Consider the following 20,861-nt stretch of genomic DNA (forward strand, 5'->3'; position numbering starts at 1 on the left):
TGTTCAGGGGCTCCCGGGGCCTTCCACGCCACCCCCCAATCCTGGGGCGCGGGGCCTTGCGGGAGCCCGACTTCGTCTTGGTCTGCGGAGCCGGTCGGCTCAACTGACAACACACACCATGCCATTAAACGGTTGCAGTCGTCCACACTTTTTTCCCGTGTGAGCCGCGTTAACAAGAATTTCTCGCCCGAGCCCCGCCCGGCGAATCAGTGCAAGACGGGGCGTACCGGTCTAGTCGAACCAGCGGTCCCGCGCCAACTCGTCCGTCCGCGAGGGGTCCTCCAACAGCGCGGCGACCTCGAACCGTCGCGGCCACTGGCCCGCCGCCCAGGCGAGACCCGCCGCCACGCCCTCCAGGGTCGCCGCGTGCACGGTCCCGTCCGACGTGCGGCGCCAGTCGACCTCCGCACCCCCGACGGTCAGTTCCTCGTGCTCCGTGTACGTGGTCGGGGTCGCCGTGCCGAGCAGCGTACGGACCGACTCCGGCACCGTCCGCACCACCCCGTCGTCCGGCACCCCGGCCTCGACCACCGCGCCCAACAGCCGCACTTGGAGCAGTTCGGCGAGCGCGGCGGCGCCGGCCGGGGGGACCGGCAGCAGCGGCAACCCGGCGGCCAGCGGCAGCAGGTCCGGGGCGTCAGCGACGACCGCGTCCGTCGCGTCCACCACGGTCACCCGGCCGTCGACCACCGCGCGCAGCTCCTCGGGAAGGGTCACCTGCCCCGGGTCGAGCTCCGCCAACGCACGGTAGAGGGCGTGCAACTGGGCCGCGGTGACGTCCCGTTCCGGGTCCGCCAGCCGGTCGAGGAGTTCGGCGGCGCCGCCCGGCTCGTCGAGCAGCGCGGCCACCGAGGTCCGCACCCCGAGGGCCCGCAGCACCTGGGCGTCCTCGAAGCCCGTCGCGTCGGCCGACTCGTAGAGACCGGCGAGCAGCGGGTCCGAACCGGCCGCGCGCAGTCCCGCCGGGCGCCGGCCCTCCAGCACCGGGTGCCCGCGCAGCCACCAGGCCGTGTACGGACGGACGGACTCGGTGGTGCCGTCCGGCAGCAGGACGCGCACCGGCTGGGTGAGCGCGTCGCGCAGCGGCGGGCGGGACAGCAGGGCGAGGGCCTGCGGCCAGCGGTCGTCGTCGACCAGGTCGAGGTCCCGCACCGCGATGAGTTCGGTGGCCACCGGCGGGACCGGGGTGTGCGGGAGCCGGTCGAGGACGTCCTCGCACCACACGTCGACCGCGTCCAGCAGACCCGCGTCGTCCGGCTCGGCGAAGTCCCCGTCACGGGGCTCCAATTCGTCCGGGTCGAGCACCACGTCGGTGGCCCGGACGAGGGCGAAGTCGGCGAGGACCCCGCAGGCGGTCAGTGGCTGCTCGCCCCACCGCTCGACGAGTTCCGCGTCGACGGCGGCCAGCTCGCCCTCCCGGATGACCTGGGCGAACGGGCTGTCGGGCAAGACGAGTTCGCCGGCCGGGGCCGGTTCGCCGTCCTCGTCGGTGAGGGCCAGTGCGCCGAGCCACGGTTCGTCGCCCGGCGCCAGGTTGGCGTCCCGGACCAGCCCGAGGACCAGTTCGGCGAGTTGCTCCGCGCCCCACGGCCCGTCGGCCCCCGTACCGTCCGCGGGGTCGTCCAGCGGGTACGGGTCGTCCCACGCCTCGTCGTCCAGGGAGGCGGCGACCGCGGCCCTGACCTGCGGGGTGGTGAGGACGGCGCGCGGGGTCGCGGGCAGGGCCCCCAGCTTCTCCAGGAGCGGGTGGGCGGCATCGGGGTGGACCACCTTGAGGCCCAGTCGGGCCAGCGCGGCGGGCGTGTCCGGTCCCTCGACGGGGCCGGCACCCTGGCCGGGTGCGGGCAGCAGGATCTGCCGGGGCCCGATCGTCGTCCGGCCGTCCGCGAGCGGCACCGGGAGGCCCGTCAGCCGGTCCGGGTCGACTCCGGCGAGGCTGTCGTAGAGCCGCCACCACCACGCGGGGTCGCGTTCCAGGCCGGCCAGCCGGTCGACGGCGTCCGTGAGGGCCACCCGCGCCACCCCGAGGGTGCGCAGTTCCGCCCGGCGTTCCAGGCCGGCCGGGAGCAGGGTCGGCAGCACCTCGGCCAGCACCCGGACGGTGTCGGAGCCGGCGCCCTCGACCAGTTCGGCGTCCCGGGGGCGCAGGGCGTGCCCGTCCTCCGGGGCCCGTTCGCCGTCGCCGCCCCACTCGTCCAGGGCGAGATCGGGGACGGGGGCGGTCCGGGCGACCGGCGGCAGGAACGCGGTGCGGGGCAGCCGCTCCAGGATCGCCGCGCGCAGCGCCCCGTCGAGTTCGGCGCGGCCGAGCGGGCCGGGCACCAGGTCGATGACGCCGGGGCCCACCGGGCGCCAGGCGGCCAGCAGTTCCGCGTAGGCGTCGGCGGCGCGGGTGGTGAGGAAGTCCGTCAGCGGCCCCGGGGCGGTGTGCCGGCGGGTCGGGTCCATCGGGAACGAGGCGATGAGCAGGGCCGGGATGCCGAGGGGCTCGTCACTGGGGGTGGGCGCGTGGACCACCGGCGCGGTGCGGGGCGGTCGGGGGGCGCCCTCGTCGTCCACCGGAACGGCCCAGGTGACGGACCAGTGCGGGCGCAGTCGTTCCTCGACGGGGCGCCCGGTCAGCAGGGCGGGGGTCAGCGCGCCGCCACGGCTGACGGTGCGCCAGCGGGTGGTGCCGTCACGGGAGTCCTCGATCACCGTGTACGGGGCCTCGGCGCGGCGGGTGAGGGTGCGGACGGTGCCGTCCGGGGTTTCCACGACGACCTCGGCCAGGCCGGGGAGGGTGAGCAGCAGGGCCGCGTCGACCCCGGCCAGCAGGCGTTCGGTGAGCTCCCGGGCGGCGGCGTCCCGCAGCGGCAGCAGGATCACCGTGTCGTACGGCTCGGGTGCGGAGCCCTCCGCCGGGAACGGCAGGCGCAGCAGCGGTACGTGGCCCTCGCGGCGGTGGAGTTCGTCGGCGAGGGTGCCGGGGGCGGTGTCGCCGGCGGCGGTGTCCTCGGTGAGGGCACGGGCCTGGACGAGGGACCAGCGGACGCTGCCGGTGCGGCTGAGCACGGCGGGTTCGTCGGTGACGGTGAGCACGGCGGCGAAGCCGACGCCGAAGCGGCCGACGGCGCCGGATGCGGGGGTGTCCGCGGGGGTGTCGCGCTTCGCGGAGGCCCGCAGGGTGGACAGCGAGAGGGCGCCCGCCTCGTCCAGGGGGGCGCCGGTGTTCGCGGCGGCGAGGGCGCCGTGCGGGGTGCCGTCGTCGTGGAGGGTGAGGCGGAGGCGGCCGGGGGCGCCGGTGCGGGCGGCGGCGTCGGCGGCGTTCTGGGCGAGTTCCACGATGAGGCGGTCGCGGTGGCCGCCGAGGGCGAGGTCTTCTTCCGCGTTGGCGTCCTCGCGGAAGCGGGTGGGCGTGGTGCGCCACGCGGTGAGGACCTCCTGGCGGAGGCGGGTCGTGCCGAAGGGGTCCGGGGCTCCGGGTCCCGGGGCGGCGGGGCTCGCGAACGGGGTCACGGGGGGCTCCTTGTCCTTGGTCCTTCGGCCCGCGGCCAGTGGCTCCGGGCGTGCGGGCCCGAACGTACCGTCTTCCCTGGGGCGGGGGCCCTCAGGGGGGTACGGTGCGCTGCGCTGTGGTTGCTCGCGCAGTTCCCCGCGCCCCCTTCGGGTGCGTTCCGCTGCGCCTGCGCTGTCCCTGTGCGGGTGTGCGGTGGTCTTGCGCAGTTCCCCGCGCCCCTATCGGGGGCGTCCTGGCGGGCGTGCGCTGGCCCTGTGCGGGTGCGCTGTCGCTTTGCGCAGTTCCCCGCGCCCCTATCGGGGCGCGTCTCGCCGGAGCAGATCCGCCCGCCGCGACCCGCCCACCAGGTCGCGCCCCGAAGGGGGCGCGGGGAACGGCGCGACCAGCCACAGCCCACCCGCAGGAAACACCAGACGCCCACCAGACCGCGCCCGATAGGGGCGCGGGGAACTGCGCAAAGCCGCAGCGCACCCGCACAGGAACAGCACACGTGCACCGGAGCGCACCCGAAGGGGGCGCGGGGAACTGCGCGAGCAACCACAGCGCACCCGCACAGGAATAGCGCACGTGCAGCGGAGCGCACCCGCACGGGCATCGCACCCCGCACGGGCATCGCGCTACGAGTGGCCGACGTCTTCCGCGGCGGGGTGGAGGGGGAACGCCTCGACCATCGTCTCGTCCAGCACCGGCGTACCCACCCGGGTACTCCGCGGAACGACCGCCGCCTCGGAATGCGCCCCGCACCCGTACGCGAGGGACACCAGCCGCCCGTCCGCAGGAGCGAACTCGTTCGCACACACGCCGAACGCCTGACCGAGCGCCCCGCCCAGCGGGGCGAGGAAACCACAGCTACCGCAGTTCGCGGGCGCGGCCTGCGCCATCGGCGTGGCCGAGCCGAACGCCAGGTCCCACCGCTCCGCGGCCTCCCGCAACCCGTACTGCGACAGCACCCGCGCCCGTCCGAGCCCCAGCTCCCTCGCGACCGAGGCGACGGCGGCCCGCGAGGGCTCCACCGGCACGGCGGGCGGCGGTCCGTCGACGCCGCCCGCGGCCCGGGCCGCGTCCTCGGCCGCCGCGAGTTCCTCGGCGTCCGCCGAGCGGACGGAGTTCGGCGCGGGTTCGTCCGCCCCGGTCCACCCACCGGCGAGCCGCGGGTCACCGGCCGCCCCGGGCGCCTCCTCGGCGGGGGCCTCCGGCTCGGTCCCGACCGCTTCGGGGACCCCGGGCTCCAGCCGCCGGTCGTCGTCCTCCGTCGGCAGGAGGTCACCGGGGCCGAGGTCACCGGGGCGCAGCCGCTCGCTCCAGGGGAGCCATTCGGGTGCCAGCAGCGAGTCCGGGCCGGGCAGCAGCACCGTCTCGTCGATCGTCACGATCCGGGCACGGGACGCGCGGGCCACCGTGACCGCCCAGCGCCAGCCCCGGTAGCCGGGGTCCTTGCACTCGAACAGGTGAGTGAGCACCCGGTCGCCCTCGACGACCGTCCCGACGTGCTCGCCGACCACTCCCGGCGCGGCGGCCTCCTCGGCGGCGATGCGGGCGAGGTCGACCGCCTCGGCGCACTGACGGTCGGGGGTGCGGCTTCGCGTTGTCGCTGCGGTCACGGGTATCGCTTCTCTCCTACGCCGACTGACGGGTGCGCCCTCCTGTCGGGCGGCGGACCGGTTCCACCGGGAACGCGGACGGAGCGGACCTGTGGGCCGCGTCGACGTCCGCGCCCGGCCACCCGGGCGCACCTGTGTCATCCATTCTGCGTGATGAGCGAGAGGCGCGCGGCCAGGACCAATCACCGCAGGCGCGTAACGCACGCTACCCTCTCCGGCGGCCCGCGCCCACACCGGCGTACGGTGCGGCACGCGTTCGTTCCCGGGCCGAGACCTCCGTGCGCCCCGCCCGGCCGCGCCGCGCACCGTCACGACCGCCTCCGGTACCCCCCGCCGATCAGGGCGACACGTGGGCCACGCCACGTCCGGTGGACGCCGTATCCGCACTACGCGCACCCTGTTGGGGGCACTATGACGGGGTGGCAGCAGCCAGGTCGTCCCGTGGTCCGGGCGAGCCCGGCCCCGTGCGACGGGCCGGGCGCGCGGTGGGTCGTGCGCTGCACCTCCCGTTCACGGGCACCGCTCGGGGCATCCGCAAGGCCACCCACGCGCACGGCGCCGGCGAGTCCGGGCTCGGCAAACTGATCGAACTGCACGCGGTGAACGGCGCGGGCGACGTGATGATCACCGTGGCGCTCGCCTCCACGGTCTTCTTCGCCGTCCCCACCGACGAGGCCCGCGGCCGGGTGGCCCTCTACCTGGCGATCACGATGGCCCCCTTCACCCTGCTCGCCCCGGTGATCGGCCCGCTCCTGGACCGGCTCCCGCACGGACGGCGCGCGGCGATGGCGGGGGCGATGCTGGCCCGTGCGGTCCTCGCGCTGCTGCTGTCGGGGGCGGTCATCACGGGCGGTCTGGAGCTGTATCCGGCGGCGCTCGGGGTGCTCGTCGCGTCGAAGGCGTACGGGGTGGTGCGCAGCGCCGTGGTGCCCCGGCTGCTGCCACCGCACTTCTCGCTGGTGCGCGCCAACTCACGCGTCACCCTCGGCGGGCTGCTCGCCACCGGCATCGCCGCCCCGATCGGCGCGGGGCTCCAGCTCGTCGGCCCGCGCTGGCCGCTGTACGGGGCGTTCGTGCTGTTCGTCGCGGGCACGTTCCTGTCCTTCCGGATGCCGCCCAAGGTCGACTCGGCCAAGGGCGAGGCGCGGGCGCTGCTCACCGCGGACCCGGAGCGGCTGCGGCACCCGTACCGCAAGGACCGCCGGCCGGGCCTGCGCACCGTCGGCCCCGCGGTGACGCACGCCCTGGCGGCGAACGCCTCCCTGCGGTGCCTGTCCGGGTTCCTCATCTTCTTCCTGGCGTTCCTGCTGCGCGAGCACCCCATGACGGGGCAGAGCGCCGCGGTGTCCCTGGGGATCGTGGGGGTCGCCGCGGGGGCGGGCAACGCGCTGGGCACCACGGTGGGGGCGTGGCTGCGGACCCGGGCGCCGGAGGTCATCATCGTCACGGTGATCGCGGGGGTGCTCACCATGGCGATCACGGCGGCCGTGTTCTTCGGTGCGGTGCTGGTGGCGTGTCTCGCGGCGGTCGCCGGCTTCGCCCAGGCCCTGTCCAAGCTGTCGCTCGACGCGTTGATCCAGCGGGACGTGCCCGAGTTCGTCCGCACCTCGGCGTTCGCCCGTTCGGAGACCCTGCTCCAGATGGCGTGGGTGGTGGGCGGCGCCATCGGGATCTGTCTGCCGCTGAACGGGACGCTGGGGCTCTTCGTCGCCGCCGGGATCGTCGCCGTCGGCTGGTTGTCGACGGCGCGGGGGCTGCTCGACGCGGCCCGCCGGGGCGGCGCGCCCCGGCCCCGCGTCGCCTGATCCGGCCCCACCGACCCCCACTGGCCCCACCAGCACCACCCGGCACCGGTACGGCGCGCCGTACCCGCGTCACACACGCGTACGGGTCGCCCGCTAGCCTTTCCGCCATGACGTCCCTGTCCGCGGCTGAGCCGCACCTGAAGTCAGCCCCGGCCGCCGAGCGCCCCCGTCGGTACCGCCGGGCCGTCGCCGTCACCGGCGTCGTCTGTGCCGGCCTGCTGGTCCTGTCGGCCTGTGAGAAGCCGACCGCCGTCGCCACCGTCACCGTCGGGGACGAGTCCGTGAACTCGGAAGCGGTCTGCTACCAGGACGGCAAGGCGATCAAGCCCGCCGAGGTGGCGGACTGCCTCAAGGACAAGGACGTCAAGTCCATCACCGTCGACCCGGACGAGACCGTCCGCTTTGGCGTGGACGTGGGCATCGCCGACAAGGAGTGGACGGTCCTCCTGGACGGCCAGCGGCTGACCGACTACACCAAGAAGACGTACCTCGCCGTCCCCGGCAGCGTCTTCTTCAACGAGCAGTACGGCGCCAGCGGCGGCACCTCGACCACCGTGAGCATCGCCCAGGGCGGCGAGAACAAGGTGACCGGGCTGTGGTCGTTCCGCCTCAAGAAGGCCGAGTGACGACGTCAACACGATGACCCGGCCCGTCCGCGTCCTGGTCGCCACCGCGGTACCCGCCGAGCGGGACGCGGTGGCCCTCGCGTTCCTGTCCGAGCAGCGCGAGGTCCGGGTGCCGGGCGTCGACCTGCGGCGGATCACCACCGCGGGCGCCCGCTGGGACCTGCTGGCCGCGGGCGTCGGCCCGGCCGCCGCCGCGACCGGCGCCGCCTCGGCGCTGACCGCCGCCGACCTCGACGGCGCCCCCTACGACCTGGTGGTGTCGGCCGGGATCGCGGGCGGTTTCGCCCCGCTGGCCCCGGTGGGCTCCCTGGTCGTCGCCGATGCGATCACCGTCGCGGACCTCGGGGCCCAGGGCGGCGACGACGATCCCGACGGCTTCCTGCCGGTGACCGCGCTGGGCTTCGGCACGGTCACCCACGTGCCGCCCGCGCACCTGGTCCGGGAGGCCGCCGCCGCGATCGGCTGCCCCGCGGGGACCGTGCTGACGGTGTCCACGGTCACCGGGTCCACCGGTCGGGCCGCCGCCCTGCGCGCCCGGCACCCCGGGGCGCTGGCCGAGGCCATGGAGGGCTTCGGGGTCGCCGAGGCCGCCGCCGCGCACGGCCGTCCGGTCCTGGAGGTCCGCGCGGTCTCCAACCCGGTGGGCCCGCGAGACCGGGACGCCTGGCGGATCGGGGACGCGCTGGCCGCGCTGACGACGGCGTTCGGGAAATGCGCGCCGGCCCTGGAGCGTTGGGAACGGGCATGACGACTGGTATCACGCACCCCGCCGACCCGGCACCGACGGGATCGACGGGCCCCGTACCGCTGCGGATCGCCTACTCCCCCTGCCCCAACGACACCTTCGTCTTCGACGCCTGGGCGCACGACAGGCTGCCGGACGCCCCCGCCCTGGACGTCACGTTCGCCGACATCGACATCACCAACGGCATGGCCGAGCGCGGCGAGTCGGACGTGCTGAAGGTGTCGTACGCGGTGCTGCCGTGGGTGCTGGACGAGTACGCGCTGCTGCCGTGCGGCGGGGCGTTGGGCCGGGGTTGCGGTCCGCTGGTGCTGACCCGGGAGCCGGGTACGGACCTCGCGGGGCGCACCGTCGCGGTGCCGAGCGAACGTTCGACGGCGTACCTGCTGTTCCGGCTCTGGGCGGCGGAGCAGGTGCCCGGCGGGGTGGGCGAGGTCGTGGTGATGCCGTTCGACCGGATCATGCCGGCGGTGCGGGACGGCGAGGTCGACGCGGGGCTCGTCATCCACGAGGCCCGCTTCACCTACCGGAACTACGGGCTGCACGCCGCGGTCGACCTGGGCGAGCACTGGGAGGCGACGACCGGGCTCCCGATCCCGCTCGGCGCGATCATCGCCAAGCGTGCGCTCGGCGGTGCGGTGCTGCGCCGCCTCGCCGAGAGCGCCCGGGCCTCCGTGCGCGCCGCCTGGGACGACCCGTCGGCGTCCCGTGACTACGTCCTCGCGCACGCACAGGAGATGGATCCGACCGTCGCCGACCAGCACATCGGGCTGTACGTCAACGAGTTCACCGCCGACCTGGGGGACGAGGGGTACGCGGCGGTACGGGCGCTGCTGACGCGTGCGGCGGCCGAGGGACTCGTACCGCCCCTCGGCCCGGACGCGCTGGCGTTCCCCTGACCGGAGTCGACCGGAGCTGACCGGAGTCGGCGGGGCGTCGAGTGGGTCGGTCAGACGTCGAGTTGGTCGGCGACCGCCCGCAGCAGTCCGGCGATCTGGGCACCGGACGCCTTGTCCGGGTAGCGCCCCTTCTCCAGCATCGGGGTGATGTTCTCCAGCAGGGTGGTCAGGTCCTGCACGATCGAGGCCAGTTCGTCCGGCTTGCGGCGCTGCGCGGCGGCCACGGACGGGGTCGGGTCGAGGATCGTCACGGACAGGGCCTGATCGCCGCGTTGACCGGCCACGACGCCGAACTCGACGCGCTGGCCCGGCTTGAGGGCGTCGACCCCGTCGGGCAGTACGGAGGAGTGGACGAAGACGTCGCCGCCGTCATCGCGGGAGAGGAAGCCGAAGCCCTTCTCGCTGTTGAACCACTTGACCTTGCCAGTCGGCAAAGTACACACCTACTTCCGCTCCACAAGGCCAACGTTTGGACCAGCCTACCGGGGCTCTCCCCATTCGATCACCCGAGAAAACAGACAGAGCCGCCACCTGATCGGGTAAGGGCTCGGAGGGCGTGGAGGGTTTCAGCCGTTGTCCGTCCGGCGGCCTTGCGGAATGCCCGGTTCTCGGGTTCCCCCGGCCTTGTTCGCCCGTCTCGCCGACCATGCGCGGAACACCCCGGCTTCGCGCCGGGAGACCCGTGTCCTGCGCGGTGCGACCTCGAACACCGGGTGGGCCGGCGGCCGGTGGTCCCGGCCGCCGGAGCCGGCGCGCGGAAGGGAATAGCGCGGGCCCTGCGCGCCGGACGGAGGTGGAATGCGCCGGAGTGCGCTGTGGTCGGGGACCGGGTCCGCATTCCGCTCAGTGGCCGGGCGCGGAGGAGTTGGCCGGTTCGGGCTGCCGCACCGCGGATTCGGCGGACGGCCGGAACACCCAGGTCCGGTAGGCCCAAAAGCGGAACAGGCTCGCCATCGCCAGCCCGATGACGTTCTTCGCGAGGTTGTCGCTCAGTGCGGACGTGTGGTCCAGGCCGTAGTGGGAAACAGCCAGGACGCCGTTCTGAATTCCCGTTCCCACAAAGCTGAAAACAAAGAACAGGGTCACTTCACGGGTGCGCCGACCACCGCTCTGGTCGCGGTACGTCCAGTTCCGGTTTCCCAGGTAGTTGACGCAGATGGCCACCGCCGAAGCCATCACCCCGGACCGTACGGGCTGGAGTTCCAGAACGTGCAGGCAGAAATTGAAAACCGCGACGTCAATGATCCATCCGAAGGCCCCGACCGTACCAAATCGGATGATCTCGGCACTCAGTGAACCGAATCTGCGTCGACATCCGGATGGCGCGTTGCCCATCGTGCGTAGCCTTCCCGGCGGTTCGGTCGTGGGGACGCATGCTAAGCGCTGCGCGGGGGCTTTGGTGGGGGTTGGCGTTCCGCTCGGCGTGCGCTGTCCTGCGGGGTGCGCCCCGGTTTCGCGCCGTTCCCCGCGCCCCCTATCGGTACGTCCCCCTGAGCGTGCCCTGCCCCTGTCCAGGTCCGCGGTTGGTTCGCGCAGTTCCCCGCGCCCCTATCGGGGCGTTCCGCTGAGCGCGCGCTGCCCTGCGGGGTGCGCCCCGGTTTCGCGCCGTTCCCCGCGCCCCTTATCGGTGCGTCTCCCTGGGCGTGCGCTGTCCCTGTCCAGGTGCACGGTTGGTTCGCGCAGTTCCCCGCGCCCCTATCGGGGCACGCCTCGCCCGCCCACCGGGACGCCCCATTAGGGGCGCGGGGAACTGCGCGAGCACCCACGACGCACCCGCACGGAACAGCGCACACCCGCCAGGGCGTACCCCACCGGACAGCGCACGCTCAGGGGGACGTACCGGTTAGGGGCGCGGGGAACTGCGCGAAGAACCGCAGCGCACCCGCACGGGACAGCGCACCCCGTAGGGCCGCGGGGGGAACTACCCTGGTGGAGTGCGCGACGAAACCCCAGCGAATTCCACGGCACCCGGCGACGGACTGGTCCGCGCCGGTGCGATCGTCTTCTTCTTCGGCGCGACGGCCACCTTGGTGACCGTCGCCCCCCTCTTCCTCGGGACGACCCCGTTCCCCACGTACATGTTCTGGCTGAGCATGCTCATGGGTGTCGGCTTCGCCATCGCGGGCGCGGGCGTGCTGCGCACCATCGCCGCCCAGCGCAGTCAGGCCCGCGCCCACACCTCCGGCGGGCTCGGCTAGCCCGACTCGGCTCCGGCGGGACAGAACTCGGCTTCCAGGATCTGGTCGAGCGGCTCGTCGTTCGCGTGCCAGTCACCGTTGAGGTTGACCGTGACCTGCCGGCTGCCGTCCTGCGTGGAGTAGGCCCAGGACAGCGATCCGTTGAGGACGCCGCCGTGGCCCCAGATCCGCACGCCGCAGGACAGCCGTTCCCGCGTCAGCCCGAGGCCGTAGGCCGCACTGCCGTCGGTCCCGATCGGCACCGTCTCCAGCAGCGCCGCCTGCTGCCGGGGCGGCAGGAGCCGTCCGCCGAGCAGGGCCCGGAGGAACGCGTTGACGTCCTTCCCGGTGGAGATCATGTCGCCGGCCGCGCCGAAAGCCGTCAGGTCGAGCCGGGTGGCGGGGAAGATGCGGCCGTCGGGAAGCTCGGTGTGGTGCCGGCCGTGCGGGCGGGGCAGGTCCACCGAACGCCCGGCGGCACGGGTGGCGTGCAGTCCGAGCGGGGTGAGGACGCGCTGCCGGAGCTGGCGCCGCAGCGGCGCCCCGCCGGCCTCCTCGATGACCATCCCCGCGAGGACGTAGTTGGTGTTCGCGTACGCCCAGACGGCTCCCGGTCGGGAGGTCGCCGGTCGCCGCAGGGCCATGGCCACCAGTTCCCCGGGGCGGTAGGCGGTGAACCGGTGACGGGGGAAACCCTCGCCGAAGACGTACGTGAACCAGGGCGTGTCGGTGTAGTCGGGCAGGCCGCTGGTGTGGTTGAGCAGCTGCCGCAGGGTGATCTCCCGGCCGTCCCCGCCGGGGCCCCGGACGAGCCCGGGCAGCCAGCGGTCCACGGTGTCGTCGAGGGAGAGGGCGCCGCGGGCTTCGAGCTGGAGGAGCAGGGTCGCGGTGAAGGTCTTGGTGATGCTGCCGATCCGGAACCGGTCCTCGGAGCGGCGGGGCCGCTCGCCCCGCAGGTCCGCGGAGCCCGATGACCCGTACCACTCGGCCCCGCCCGGGCCGCTCACCTGGGCGGCGGCGCCCGGTACGCCCTGGGCCCGGTAGCGGTCCAGGGCCCGGCGGGTCGCCCCGTGTTCCGTGCCCGGTGCCACCGCCCCCGCGGTCGGGCCCGGCCTCGACGCGTGCGCGGGTGCCGATGCCGATGCCGATGCGGTGGACGTCGGGGCCAGGAGCGCCGAGGTGACGGCGAGGGCCAGGGTGAGGACGATGTGGCGCGCGGAGGTCGTCACGTTCAGTGCCGCGCTCCCGTCAGGCCCGCCGTGACCGTCAGGACCGTCGCACGTTGTTCGGCCCGGTAGGTCAGGAGGTTGCGGCGCAGATCGCTCAGCTTGTCCTCGCGACCGTCGTCGGGGGCGTCCAGGACCCCGTGGAGCCCGACCAGGCCGAGGGCGGCGTTCGCCGCGGTGAACAGGGGCAGTAGTGCGAGGTCGTCGTCTGGCAGGGGGCGCACCGTCCGGTAGCCGGTGACGAAGGCGTCCAGCAGGTCCGCGTGCCGGGCCGAGCACGCCTCGCCGGCGGTGGTGAGGTCCCGTACCGCGGAGGCGATGTCGGCGACGTACCAGGAGCGGGCCGCCTCGTCGAAGTCGAAGGCCGTGGCCCGGTCGCCCCGCCAGGCGAGGTTGTCCAGCTCGAAGTCACCGTGGACGACCCCGTACCGCGCCGGGTCGCGGGGCAGCTGCGCGAGGCGGGCGCAGAGCGCCTGAACGGCCCCGACGAGTACGGTGTCGTCCCCGAACAGCTCGCCCGCCCGCGGCAACTCGGCGTGGAAGTCGGGCAGCCCGCCGCCGAGGTCGACGGATCTGTCGTGCACCTCGGCGAGCAGGGCGCCCCAACAGCGGGCCCGGTCCCGGCTGAGGTCGTCGATCTCGACCTCCTCCCCGGGGGCGGCCGGCACGCACATCGCCCGCACGGTGCCCGTCGGCGTCTCGGCGGTGACCACCCGTTCCCCGGACGTCGTCCGCAGCGGGCGCACCACGGCGGTCCCCCGGTCGGCGAGCCGGTCCATCAGCTCGGCCACGCCCTCCAGTCGGTCGAACGCCCGGTAGGAGGCGGGGACGAACCGCAGATAGGCGCGGAGTCCGGTGCCCGGCATCTCGGGGACCACGAAGACGTGGGAGGCGCTGGAGCGCCACCACTTCGCCGCCCCCGGCTCGCACCCCCAGTGGTGCGCCACCGCGTCGGCGACCGGGCTGCACCAGGTGTCGTCGTCCACGGCGTGGGCCATGTCGTTGATCTCTACGAGAGGCATCATGGGTGCCATCAGCCCATGGCGCGCCGGCCCCGAGCAATCGTTTTTACGCGCCCCCGCGCGCGCCCGCGCCCGCCTCTGGTGTGCCTCGGCGCACCCCGCGCGCCGTCAGCGGTGGTCGGCGAGCCAGGCGGGGAAGGCGGTGAGGTCCGGGAGTACGGCGTCCGCGCCGGCGTCCCGCAGCTCGGCCATCGAGCAGGGGCCGGTGGCGACCCCGACCGACACCGCGCCCGCCGCCCGGGCCCCCCGCACGTCCCCGACGTGGTCGCCCACGTACACCGCGGCGCCGTGCTCCCGCAGGGCCCGGGCCTTGCCCTCGGCCCACAGGTCCCCGATCACCGCGTCGGCCTCGATCCCCAGGTGGCGCAGGTGGAGCACCGCGTTCGGCTCCCACTTCGCGGTGACGACCACCGCCCGGCCGCCCGCCGCGCGCACCGCGTCGATGGCCGACCGCGCCCCGTGCATGGCCAGGGTCGGTTCGATGGCCCACTGCGGGTACATCGCCCGGTAGCGGTCGGCGATCTCCGGGACCCGCTGGGCCGGGAACCAGTTCGCCAGTTCCTCGACGAGCGGCGGCCCCAGCCGGCTGACGACGAGTGCGGTGTCGATGGCGACGCCGGTCTCCGCGGCGAGGGCGTCGTAACACGCCTTGATGCCGGGCCGGGAGTCGATCAGGGTCATGTCGAGGTCGAATCCGACGACGAGCGGGGCCCCGTCCACCGGGTCGCCGGTGGTGGCCGATTCGGGTCGTCGGGGGTGTCGCGTCGCGGAGGTCACGCACTCCATTGTGCCCGGCCGGGCGACCGGGACGGCCCGGGCGGCAACCTGGACGGGCAGGCCAACCACCGTGCGCACGGCCGGAAAACACCGCCCCTTACACTTAGCCAAGCCTAACCAACCCATGCAGTCACGGGAGTGCCCGCCCATGTCGGTCAGACGTGTCGCCGCGATGCTCGCGGCTGCCGCGGTCCTGCTGCTCGCGGTGGTGTTGAGCCTCGCCGTGGGCGCCCGGGCGATCGCCCCGTCCCTGGTCTTCGACGCCCTGCTGAACGGCGGCTCCAGCGAGGACGCCGTGGTCGTCCGGGAGCTGCGGGTGCCGCGGACCGTCGTCGGTCTGATGGTCGGCGCGGGGCTCGCCCTCGCCGGCGCCGCGTTCCAGGGCATCACCCGCAATCCGATCGCCGACCCCGGCATCCTCGGCATCAGCCAGGGCGCCTCGGTCGGCGTGGTGCTGGCCATCGCGTTCGCCGGGGTGCACACCCTGACCGGATACGTGTGGTTCGCGTTCGCCGGCGCGGGCCTCGCAGCCGTCGCCGTGTACGCGATCGCGGCCCGGGGCAGGGGCGGCGCGACCCCGATCAAACTCGCGCTGGGCGGCGCCGCACTCAACGCCCTACTGGTCTCCGTGCTCACCGGGGTGCTCACCACCCAGGCCGCCGCACTGGACGAGTTCCGGTTCTGGCAGGTGGGCTCGCTGTCCGGCCGGGACGCGGAGCTGATCAGTCAGATCTGGCCGTTCCTGCTGGCCGGAACGATTCTGGTGATCGCGGCGGCCCGCGGCCTGGACGCGCTCGCACTCGGCGAGGACGTGGCGAAGGGCCTCGGGCAGAACGTGGGGAAGGTACGGGTGGTGGCCGGCCTCGGCGCGACCCTGCTGACCGGCGCGGGCGTCGCGGCGGCCGGCCCGATCGCCTTCGTCGGCCTCGCGGTGCCGCACCTGGCCCGCGCGATCGTCGGCAGCGACCACCGCTGGCTGCTGCCGATGTCGGCGCTGCTCGGTCCGGCGATGCTCCTCGTCGCGGACACCGTGGGGCGGATCGTGTTCCCGCCGAGCGAGGTCCCCGTCGGGGTGATGACGGCTCTGATCGGCGTGCCGTTCCTGATCACCCTGGTCCGTAGGAAGGCGGTCGCCGCGTGAACCCGCAGGCCGAACCCCGCCGAGCGACCCGAGAGGCGAGACGCCGATGAAGCTCCGCACCGCGGACGGCACCCCCGCGCCCCCGGCCGGCGCCCCGGTCGCGCTCCCCGCGCGGGGGACCACCGGCCCCGCCGGGTACACCCCCGTCCGGTTCGGCGCGCACGCCTCGTTCCTGGTGCACCGGCGGGCCGTCGTCGCCGCCACGGGACTGGCGGTGCTGCTCGCCGCGGTGTCCGTCCTCTACCTGTCGGTCGGCGAGTCCTTCGTGGCACCGGCCGAGGTGCTGCGGGTGCTCAGCGGCGAACCCTCGGACAACGAACTCGTCGTGGAGACGCTACGGGCCCCGCGCCTGGTGGTGGGCCTCCTGGTGGGCACCGCCTTCGGCATCGCCGGGGCACTGATCCAGACGGTCGCCCGCAACCCGCTGGCCAGCCCGGACATCATCGGGATCAGTCAGGGCGCCGGGGCCGTCACCGTCGGCGCCATGACGTTCGGCATCACCTCGTACGCCGTGATGCCGTACCTGAGCGTCGCGGGCGGCATCCTCGCCGCCGTCCTCGTCTACCTCTTCGCCTGGCGGGGCGGTCTCCACGCCACCCGGTTCGTCCTCATCGGCATCGGCTTCGCGGTGGCGCTGCGTTCGCTGACGAGCCTGTTCATGACCAAGAGCGACCATCTGGTGGCCCAGCAGGCCCAGGTGTGGATGACCGGCTCCCTCAACGGGCGGGGCTGGTCCGAGGTGGCGCCGCTCGCCTGGACGCTGCTGGTGCTGCTGCCGGCGGTGCTGTGGGCCGCCCATGCACAGCGCCGGGTCGGGGTCGACGACGACACGGCGACCGCGCTGGGCGTCCGGCTCGGCCGGGTGCGGCTCGGCCTGGTGGCGCTGGGCGTGGTCCTGGCGTCGGTGGCGACGGGAGCGGCCGGACCGGTCGACTTCGTGGCCCTGCTCGCCCCGCAGATCGCCCGCCGGTTGACCCGCACGGCGCAGATCCCGTTGCTGTGTTCGGCGCTGCTCGGTGCCGTCGTCGTCGTGTCGGCGGACCTGCTGGCCCGGCGGCTGTTCGCGCCGACGGAACTCCCGGTCGGCGTGCTGACCGCGGCCGTCGGCGCCCCGTACCTGATCTGGCTCATCATCCGCAGCCGCAGTGGAGGCACCTCGTGACGCAGTCACCGTCCCTGACCGGCCGGCAGTCCCCCGCCCTCACCAAGGGCTCCTGCGCGCAAGCCGCCGGCGACGCGGGCGCCCGGCTGCGGGCCCGCGAGCTGACGCTCGCCTACGACGACCGCACCGTCGTCCACGAGCTGGACCTCGCGATCCCCGACGGCAAGGTCACCGTGATCGTGGGACCGAACGCCTGCGGCAAGTCCACGACCCTGCGCGCCCTGGGCCGCCTGCTCAAGCCCAGCGGCGGTTCGGTGCTGCTGGACGGCACCGCCCTCGCGCAGCTGCCCACCAAACGGATCGCCCAACAGATCGGGCTGCTCCCGCAGACGCCCGTCGCACCGGAGGCCATCACCGTCGCCGACCTGGTGGGACGGGGCCGACAGCCGCACCAGCGGTGGTGGCAGCAGTGGTCCGAGGCGGACGAGCGGGCGGTGCGCGAGGCCATGGAACGCACGGACGTCGCCACGCTCGCCGAACGCGCCGTCGACGAGCTGTCCGGCGGGCAGCGGCAGCGGGTGTGGATCGCGATGGCCCTCGCCCAGGACACCGAGCTGCTGCTGCTGGACGAGCCGACGACGTACCTCGACATCTCGCACCAGGTGGAGGTCCTCGACCTGGTGCGCCAGCTCAACCACGAACGGGGCCGGACGGTGGTCGTGGTGCTGCACGACCTCAACCAGGCCGCACGCTACGCGGATCATCTGGTGGCGATGAAGGCGGGACGGGTCGTCGCGGAGGGCGCGCCGGCCGAGGTCGTCACCGAGGAGTTGGTGCGGGAGGTGTTCGGGCTCGACTGCACGGTCGTTCCCGATCCGGTCACCGGTTCACCACTGGTGGTGCCGGGCCCCCCTTGGAGCCCACCCGCTTCCTGACCGGTCCGCCCCAGGTGCGGCTACGGGCGGACCTCGCGCTCCAGGGGCTACCTGATCCGGACGAAGTCCTGGGTGCAGCTGAACTCGTACCCGCCGTCGACGGTGGCGAAGTGGGCCCGCGCGTACTGCTCGACCTGTTCGGGGGCGGGCGCGGCCGACAGGTGGGCGAGCATGAAGGACGCCACCTCGACGACGGTGCCCAGGTCGGGGGTGCGCACGTGTGCTTCGACGGTGTCCACCGAGACGATGTCGACGCGGGTGCCGGTGGGCTGGCCTTCCAGGGTGCTGACGAGGTCCGGCGTCGCCCCGCCGAAGTGCCGGAGCATGCGCATGGAGTCGCTGTCCTGGTTCTGGAGGACGACCAGGCACGTGCCTTCGGAGGTCGTCCAGGAGGCCAACCGGCGCAGATGGGAGGGCCACTGGTCCGCGGGCACGTGGTAGAGCACGTGCGCGCACAGCACCAGGTCGGCCTCCTCGGGCGGCCGGGCGTCCAGGATCGTCCGTCCGAGGACCAGCGCTTCGGGCACCCGGCGGTTCAGTCGGGCGCGCAGCCGGGGGTTGGGCTCGATCGCGATGGTGCGCGCGAACTGCCCGCTCAGGTGGGCGGTGGTCCCGCCGTCCCCCGCTCCGGCGTCCAGCAGCACCCGGCGGTGCGGAAGTCCGGCGACCACCCGGTCCAGGTGGGCGCGGGCCTTGCGCTTCTGGTCGGTGTGCGCGAGGAACGTCGCGAACGCCCGCTCGTAGCGGGCGTCGGGGTCGTTCGGGGTTCCCGGGGCGGAGGGATCGTCTCGCATCCTGCGACCGTAGCCGCACCGGGCGCGGGCGAGGCGGGGTTCGGGCCGATTGCTGGGACCTGTTGACACCCGCCCGAGCCGAACAGACCTTCGAACGCAGCACAGTCGCCAGGCACCGGGCGGGATTCTGCTCGGCCCGGCGGACGCGCTCTGGCCACGGCTGCCCGCGATCGACCGTGGCGACGGGTGGGGCGCCGCGGTGGTGCCGTGGTTGACCGGCGACGAAACAGGTCCCGGGTCCGGGCACTCCGTGGGCCCGGACGGTGTCGGCGCCTGGTCGTTGCCGGACGAACTGGCCTGCGACCGGCCCCACCATCCGTCGATCACCGCCCCTCTCGAAGCGGTGCACCGCACGCTCACCGCAGGTCAGGCCGACGCCATGGACCCGGACGTGCCCGACCTGGTGCGGGACTGCCTGCTCCGGGACCACCCCGAGGCCCCGTTCCCGGACGACGCGCTGGAGGACCGGCGCCCCGTCCACTGAGCCGGGGGGCCTCTCTTCGGATCACATCCCGGTGGACCCGTCGATGCGTTCGCGCAGGAGGTCGGCGTGGCCGGTGTGCCGTGCGTACTCGGCAATCAGGTCCACCATGATCCGGCGCAGGGAGATCGGCTCGCCGGTCCCCTTGCGGGTCCCCGTTTCGTCCAGCGATGCGGCAGCGGCCGTGATCTGCCGGGAGCGCTCGCACTCCGTCCGCCAGACGGCGAACGCTTCCTCGACGTCACCCTCCAGACGGTCGAAGTCCTGGTCGGGGTCGTCGTCGGAGTAGTAGAGCAGCGGAACGTCCTCACCGGTGAACTGGATGCGGAACCACCAGCGCTCGACGCCGGCCAGATGCCGCACCATGCCGTGCAGGGACAGGCCGGACGGCGGCACCGCCCGTTCGGACAGCTGCTCCGGGGACAGGCCGGCGCACTTGAGCTCGAAGGTCGCCCGGTGCCAGTCCAGGACCGCGGCCAGGGTCTCCCTCTCACCACCCGCGGAGGGCGGGATCGGGCGGGTGTCGTCGTTCCACCGGGGTGCGAAGTGCTGGGGGACGGCGGTGTCGTTCATCATCTGCCTGCCTTCCGGTCCGGGAGCGGCCGAGTCTGGCAGGCGCCACTGACATCGGACCGGTCACCAAAGGGTCGGCGGCCCCCAGCGGAGGGGTCCGACGGGACGGGACAACGGTCGCGCTCACGACCTCCGCTGGGAGCGCCAGACCAGGAACACGGCGCTGGCGAAGGCGGCCGACTTGAGGACCCAGGGCCACGCGTCCCCGATGGCCTGGCCGAACCGCTCCTCGACCAGTTCCGGACCCCAGTGCCCGGCGGCGCGGCCCCACAGCCACGTCACGCCACCGGCGAGGGACAGCCCGGGAATCCAGAGCACCGCGAACTTGGACTCGGCGGGGGTGAGCCGCTTGGAGAGCCAGGCGAGGGCCCAGCCGCCGCCGAGCGCGAGCAGGTTCCCCGCCAGTGCGCCGCCCACCAACAGGGCGGCGGCGACCAGCAGCAGCGGGTTGGACCAGCCGGTGAGCAGGGCCAGGGCCCGGCCGCCACGGGCCGTCGCGCCCGCGGCGGGGTCGGCTCCGGTCTGCTGGGCGGGCTCCTTCTCGGCAGCGGGGTCACCCCCCTCGTCGGCGTCGTCGTCCTCCGTGTCGGGGCCGGGCGGGGGCTTGAGGATGTCGGGGATCTCGATGCCGCCGACGAACCCGGGGACGCGGTCGACCGCCTCGAACGGGCTGTTGCTCTCGACCCGCCACCAGTCGCGGGGACCGCTCGTGGTGCCCAGTTCGTCCAGGGGCGCCAAGTGGGGTGGCGAGGGGGCGCGGTGGGCGCTCCCCGGCCCGGCCGGCCCGTCCACCGCGGGTTGCGGGTCGTCGGCGGGGGGCGTCGGGCCGGCGGGGCGGGGCCGAGGCACCAGCCGCCACAGCCCCTTCGCCGCCCGGTCCTTCGCTGCCTGGCCTTCGGGCGGCGAGCCCTCGGGCGCCTGGCCCTTCGTCAGCCGACCCTTCGTCAGCCGACTCTTCGTCGGTTGGTCCCCCGTCAGCTGGTCTTCGGAAGACCGGACCTCGGACGGTCGGTTCTCGGACGGTCGGCCCTTGGACAACCAGTTCTTGAACGAGCGGTCGTCGGGGGCCGCGGTGTGCCCCTGGCCGCCCGGGCCGGACCGCGAAGGTCCGGCCGCTGCCGCCGCGCCGGACGTCCGCTGCTCCGGTAGCGCCGTCGGAGTGCCCTCGGCACCGGGACCGGACCGGTCGCCCGAGCCCGCGCGGGCCACCAACTCGCCCGGCTCCCCGATCCGCGACAGGATGCGCCGCACCGACGCGGGACTGTCGGCCGGCGCCTTCGAACGGCGCCGGTCGATCTCGTCACGCAGGTCCGCGACGAGACGCATCCGCGCGGACGACGGCAGTTGGTGCTGTTGTGCCAGGTCGCCGACTCGACTGAGGTAGTCGAAGACGAGCTGGTCGCTCTCAATCCCCACGAAGTCCCCTCCGGGACGGCCGTCGACAATCCCCTCCGCGCGACG

At 74.2% G+C, this 20,861-nt stretch carries 19 protein-coding genes; 9 read left to right on the forward strand and 10 right to left on the reverse strand.

Features of this window, described 5'->3' with window-relative positions:
- Positions 1 to 231: 231 nt before the first annotated feature.
- Both ACFV88_RS12965 and ACFV88_RS12970 read right to left on the reverse strand, forming a co-directional pair.
- Entirely contained in the window at positions 232 to 3,498 is a 3,267-nt protein-coding gene (locus ACFV88_RS12965; RefSeq protein ID WP_385489529.1) for a sacsin N-terminal ATP-binding-like domain-containing protein, read from the reverse strand.
- A 618-nt stretch (positions 3,499 to 4,116) separates the two neighbouring features.
- Positions 4,117 to 5,100, reverse strand: a complete 984-nt coding sequence (locus ACFV88_RS12970; protein WP_385489531.1) for a DUF3027 domain-containing protein — start codon at positions 5,098 to 5,100, stop codon at positions 4,117 to 4,119.
- Between the two features lie 419 nt (positions 5,101 to 5,519).
- Between ACFV88_RS12970 and ACFV88_RS12975 the strand changes: the two genes are divergently transcribed.
- The 4 genes from ACFV88_RS12975 (at position 5,520) to ACFV88_RS12990 (ending at position 9,172) form a co-directional block, all read left to right on the forward strand.
- Positions 5,520 to 6,905: an MFS transporter gene (locus tag ACFV88_RS12975; protein ID WP_385489533.1), complete on the forward strand. Its 1,386-nt coding sequence runs from the start codon at positions 5,520 to 5,522 to the stop codon at positions 6,903 to 6,905.
- Between the two features lie 107 nt (positions 6,906 to 7,012).
- Positions 7,013 to 7,531: a DUF2771 domain-containing protein gene (locus ACFV88_RS12980; protein ID WP_385489536.1), complete on the forward strand. Its 519-nt coding sequence runs from the start codon at positions 7,013 to 7,015 to the stop codon at positions 7,529 to 7,531.
- 13 nt (positions 7,532 to 7,544) lie between these two features.
- Positions 7,545 to 8,279 carry a futalosine hydrolase gene (locus ACFV88_RS12985; RefSeq protein WP_385489538.1) on the forward strand — a complete coding sequence of 245 codons (735 nt, stop codon included), beginning with the start codon at positions 7,545 to 7,547 and terminating at the stop codon, positions 8,277 to 8,279.
- Complete coding sequence (locus ACFV88_RS12990; protein ID WP_385489540.1) at positions 8,276 to 9,172, forward strand: 1,4-dihydroxy-6-naphthoate synthase; 897 nt, start codon at positions 8,276 to 8,278, stop codon at positions 9,170 to 9,172. Before ACFV88_RS12985 ends, ACFV88_RS12990 begins: the two co-directional genes overlap by 4 nt.
- A gap of 50 nt (positions 9,173 to 9,222) precedes the next feature.
- Here the strand turns inward: ACFV88_RS12990 and ACFV88_RS12995 are convergent, their stop codons facing one another.
- On the reverse strand, positions 9,223 to 9,606 hold the full coding sequence (locus tag ACFV88_RS12995; protein ID WP_385489543.1) for a cold-shock protein: 384 nt from the start codon (positions 9,604 to 9,606) through the stop codon (positions 9,223 to 9,225).
- A gap of 409 nt (positions 9,607 to 10,015) precedes the next feature.
- The gene (locus ACFV88_RS13000) at positions 10,016 to 10,507 is read right to left on the reverse strand and encodes a GtrA family protein (RefSeq protein WP_385489546.1); all 492 of its coding nucleotides are present in this window, start codon (positions 10,505 to 10,507) and stop codon (positions 10,016 to 10,018) included.
- A 599-nt stretch (positions 10,508 to 11,106) separates the two neighbouring features.
- Here ACFV88_RS13000 and ACFV88_RS13005 point away from each other — a divergent pair.
- A complete protein-coding gene (locus tag ACFV88_RS13005) occupies positions 11,107 to 11,370 on the forward strand; it encodes a hypothetical protein (protein ID WP_385489548.1) in 264 nt (87 codons plus the stop codon).
- Here the strand turns inward: ACFV88_RS13005 and ACFV88_RS13010 are convergent.
- The 3 genes from ACFV88_RS13010 to ACFV88_RS13020 form a co-directional block, all read right to left on the reverse strand.
- The gene (locus ACFV88_RS13010) at positions 11,367 to 12,578 is read right to left on the reverse strand and encodes a serine hydrolase domain-containing protein (RefSeq protein WP_385489551.1); all 1,212 of its coding nucleotides are present in this window, start codon (positions 12,576 to 12,578) and stop codon (positions 11,367 to 11,369) included. The two genes, ACFV88_RS13005 and ACFV88_RS13010, sit on opposite strands and share 4 nt — an antisense overlap.
- A gap of 2 nt (positions 12,579 to 12,580) precedes the next feature.
- Positions 12,581 to 13,600, reverse strand: coding sequence for a phosphotransferase enzyme family protein (locus ACFV88_RS13015; RefSeq protein WP_385489554.1), 1,020 nt, complete (start codon positions 13,598 to 13,600; stop codon positions 12,581 to 12,583).
- Between the two features lie 105 nt (positions 13,601 to 13,705).
- The gene (locus ACFV88_RS13020) at positions 13,706 to 14,383 is read right to left on the reverse strand and encodes an HAD family hydrolase (protein WP_385490166.1); all 678 of its coding nucleotides are present in this window, start codon (positions 14,381 to 14,383) and stop codon (positions 13,706 to 13,708) included.
- Positions 14,384 to 14,522: 139 nt separating this feature from the next.
- Between ACFV88_RS13020 and ACFV88_RS13025 the strand changes: the two genes are divergently transcribed.
- The 3 genes from ACFV88_RS13025 (at position 14,523) to ACFV88_RS13035 (ending at position 17,552) form a co-directional block, all read left to right on the forward strand.
- Positions 14,523 to 15,515 carry a FecCD family ABC transporter permease gene (locus ACFV88_RS13025; RefSeq protein WP_385489557.1) on the forward strand — a complete coding sequence of 331 codons (993 nt, stop codon included), beginning with the start codon at positions 14,523 to 14,525 and terminating at the stop codon, positions 15,513 to 15,515.
- Positions 15,516 to 15,561: 46 nt separating this feature from the next.
- The gene (locus ACFV88_RS13030) at positions 15,562 to 16,677 is read left to right on the forward strand and encodes a FecCD family ABC transporter permease (protein ID WP_385489560.1); all 1,116 of its coding nucleotides are present in this window, start codon (positions 15,562 to 15,564) and stop codon (positions 16,675 to 16,677) included.
- An 86-nt stretch (positions 16,678 to 16,763) separates the two neighbouring features.
- Positions 16,764 to 17,552: an ABC transporter ATP-binding protein gene (locus ACFV88_RS13035; protein ID WP_385490169.1), complete on the forward strand. Its 789-nt coding sequence runs from the start codon at positions 16,764 to 16,766 to the stop codon at positions 17,550 to 17,552.
- A gap of 47 nt (positions 17,553 to 17,599) precedes the next feature.
- On the opposite strand, the gene ACFV88_RS13040 is transcribed toward ACFV88_RS13035, so the two are convergent.
- The gene (locus ACFV88_RS13040) at positions 17,600 to 18,346 is read right to left on the reverse strand and encodes a class I SAM-dependent methyltransferase (RefSeq protein WP_385489563.1); all 747 of its coding nucleotides are present in this window, start codon (positions 18,344 to 18,346) and stop codon (positions 17,600 to 17,602) included.
- Between the two features lie 211 nt (positions 18,347 to 18,557).
- On the opposite strand from ACFV88_RS13040, the gene ACFV88_RS13045 reads away from it, so the two are divergent.
- Positions 18,558 to 18,830, forward strand: coding sequence for a hypothetical protein (locus ACFV88_RS13045; RefSeq protein WP_385489566.1), 273 nt, complete (start codon positions 18,558 to 18,560; stop codon positions 18,828 to 18,830).
- Between the two features lie 21 nt (positions 18,831 to 18,851).
- Here the strand turns inward: ACFV88_RS13045 and ACFV88_RS13050 are convergent, their stop codons facing one another.
- Both ACFV88_RS13050 and ACFV88_RS13055 read right to left on the reverse strand, forming a co-directional pair.
- On the reverse strand, positions 18,852 to 19,400 hold the full coding sequence (locus ACFV88_RS13050) for a DinB family protein (RefSeq protein WP_385490172.1): 549 nt from the start codon (positions 19,398 to 19,400) through the stop codon (positions 18,852 to 18,854).
- A gap of 123 nt (positions 19,401 to 19,523) precedes the next feature.
- Positions 19,524 to 20,816 carry a hypothetical protein gene (locus tag ACFV88_RS13055; RefSeq protein ID WP_385489569.1) on the reverse strand — a complete coding sequence of 431 codons (1,293 nt, stop codon included), beginning with the start codon at positions 20,814 to 20,816 and terminating at the stop codon, positions 19,524 to 19,526.
- Between the last annotated feature and the right edge of the window lie 45 nt (positions 20,817 to 20,861).

Origin of the sequence: Streptomyces sp. NPDC059816 (genome assembly GCF_042732055.1) — a bacterium.
Taxonomy (GTDB): domain Bacteria; phylum Actinomycetota; class Actinomycetes; order Streptomycetales; family Streptomycetaceae; genus Streptomyces.

Excerpts from the sequence above, each read along its gene's own strand:
- ACFV88_RS13015 (WP_385489554.1), bottom strand. The coding sequence starts at position 13,600 with ATGATGCCTCTCGTAGAGATCAACGACATGGCCCACGCCGTGGACGAC.
- ACFV88_RS13025 (WP_385489557.1), top strand. The coding sequence starts at position 14,523 with ATGTCGGTCAGACGTGTCGCCGCGATGCTCGCGGCTGCCGCGGTCCTG.
- ACFV88_RS12985 (WP_385489538.1), top strand. The coding sequence starts at position 7,545 with ATGACCCGGCCCGTCCGCGTCCTGGTCGCCACCGCGGTACCCGCCGAG.
- ACFV88_RS13000 (WP_385489546.1), bottom strand. The coding sequence starts at position 10,507 with ATGGGCAACGCGCCATCCGGATGTCGACGCAGATTCGGTTCACTGAGT.
- ACFV88_RS13020 (WP_385490166.1), bottom strand. The coding sequence starts at position 14,383 with ATGGAGTGCGTGACCTCCGCGACGCGACACCCCCGACGACCCGAATCG.
- ACFV88_RS12980 (WP_385489536.1), top strand. The coding sequence starts at position 7,013 with ATGACGTCCCTGTCCGCGGCTGAGCCGCACCTGAAGTCAGCCCCGGCC.
- ACFV88_RS13030 (WP_385489560.1), top strand. The coding sequence starts at position 15,562 with ATGAAGCTCCGCACCGCGGACGGCACCCCCGCGCCCCCGGCCGGCGCC.
- ACFV88_RS13040 (WP_385489563.1), bottom strand. The coding sequence starts at position 18,346 with ATGCGAGACGATCCCTCCGCCCCGGGAACCCCGAACGACCCCGACGCC.
- ACFV88_RS13050 (WP_385490172.1), bottom strand. The coding sequence starts at position 19,400 with ATGAACGACACCGCCGTCCCCCAGCACTTCGCACCCCGGTGGAACGAC.
- ACFV88_RS12990 (WP_385489540.1), top strand. The coding sequence starts at position 8,276 with ATGACGACTGGTATCACGCACCCCGCCGACCCGGCACCGACGGGATCG.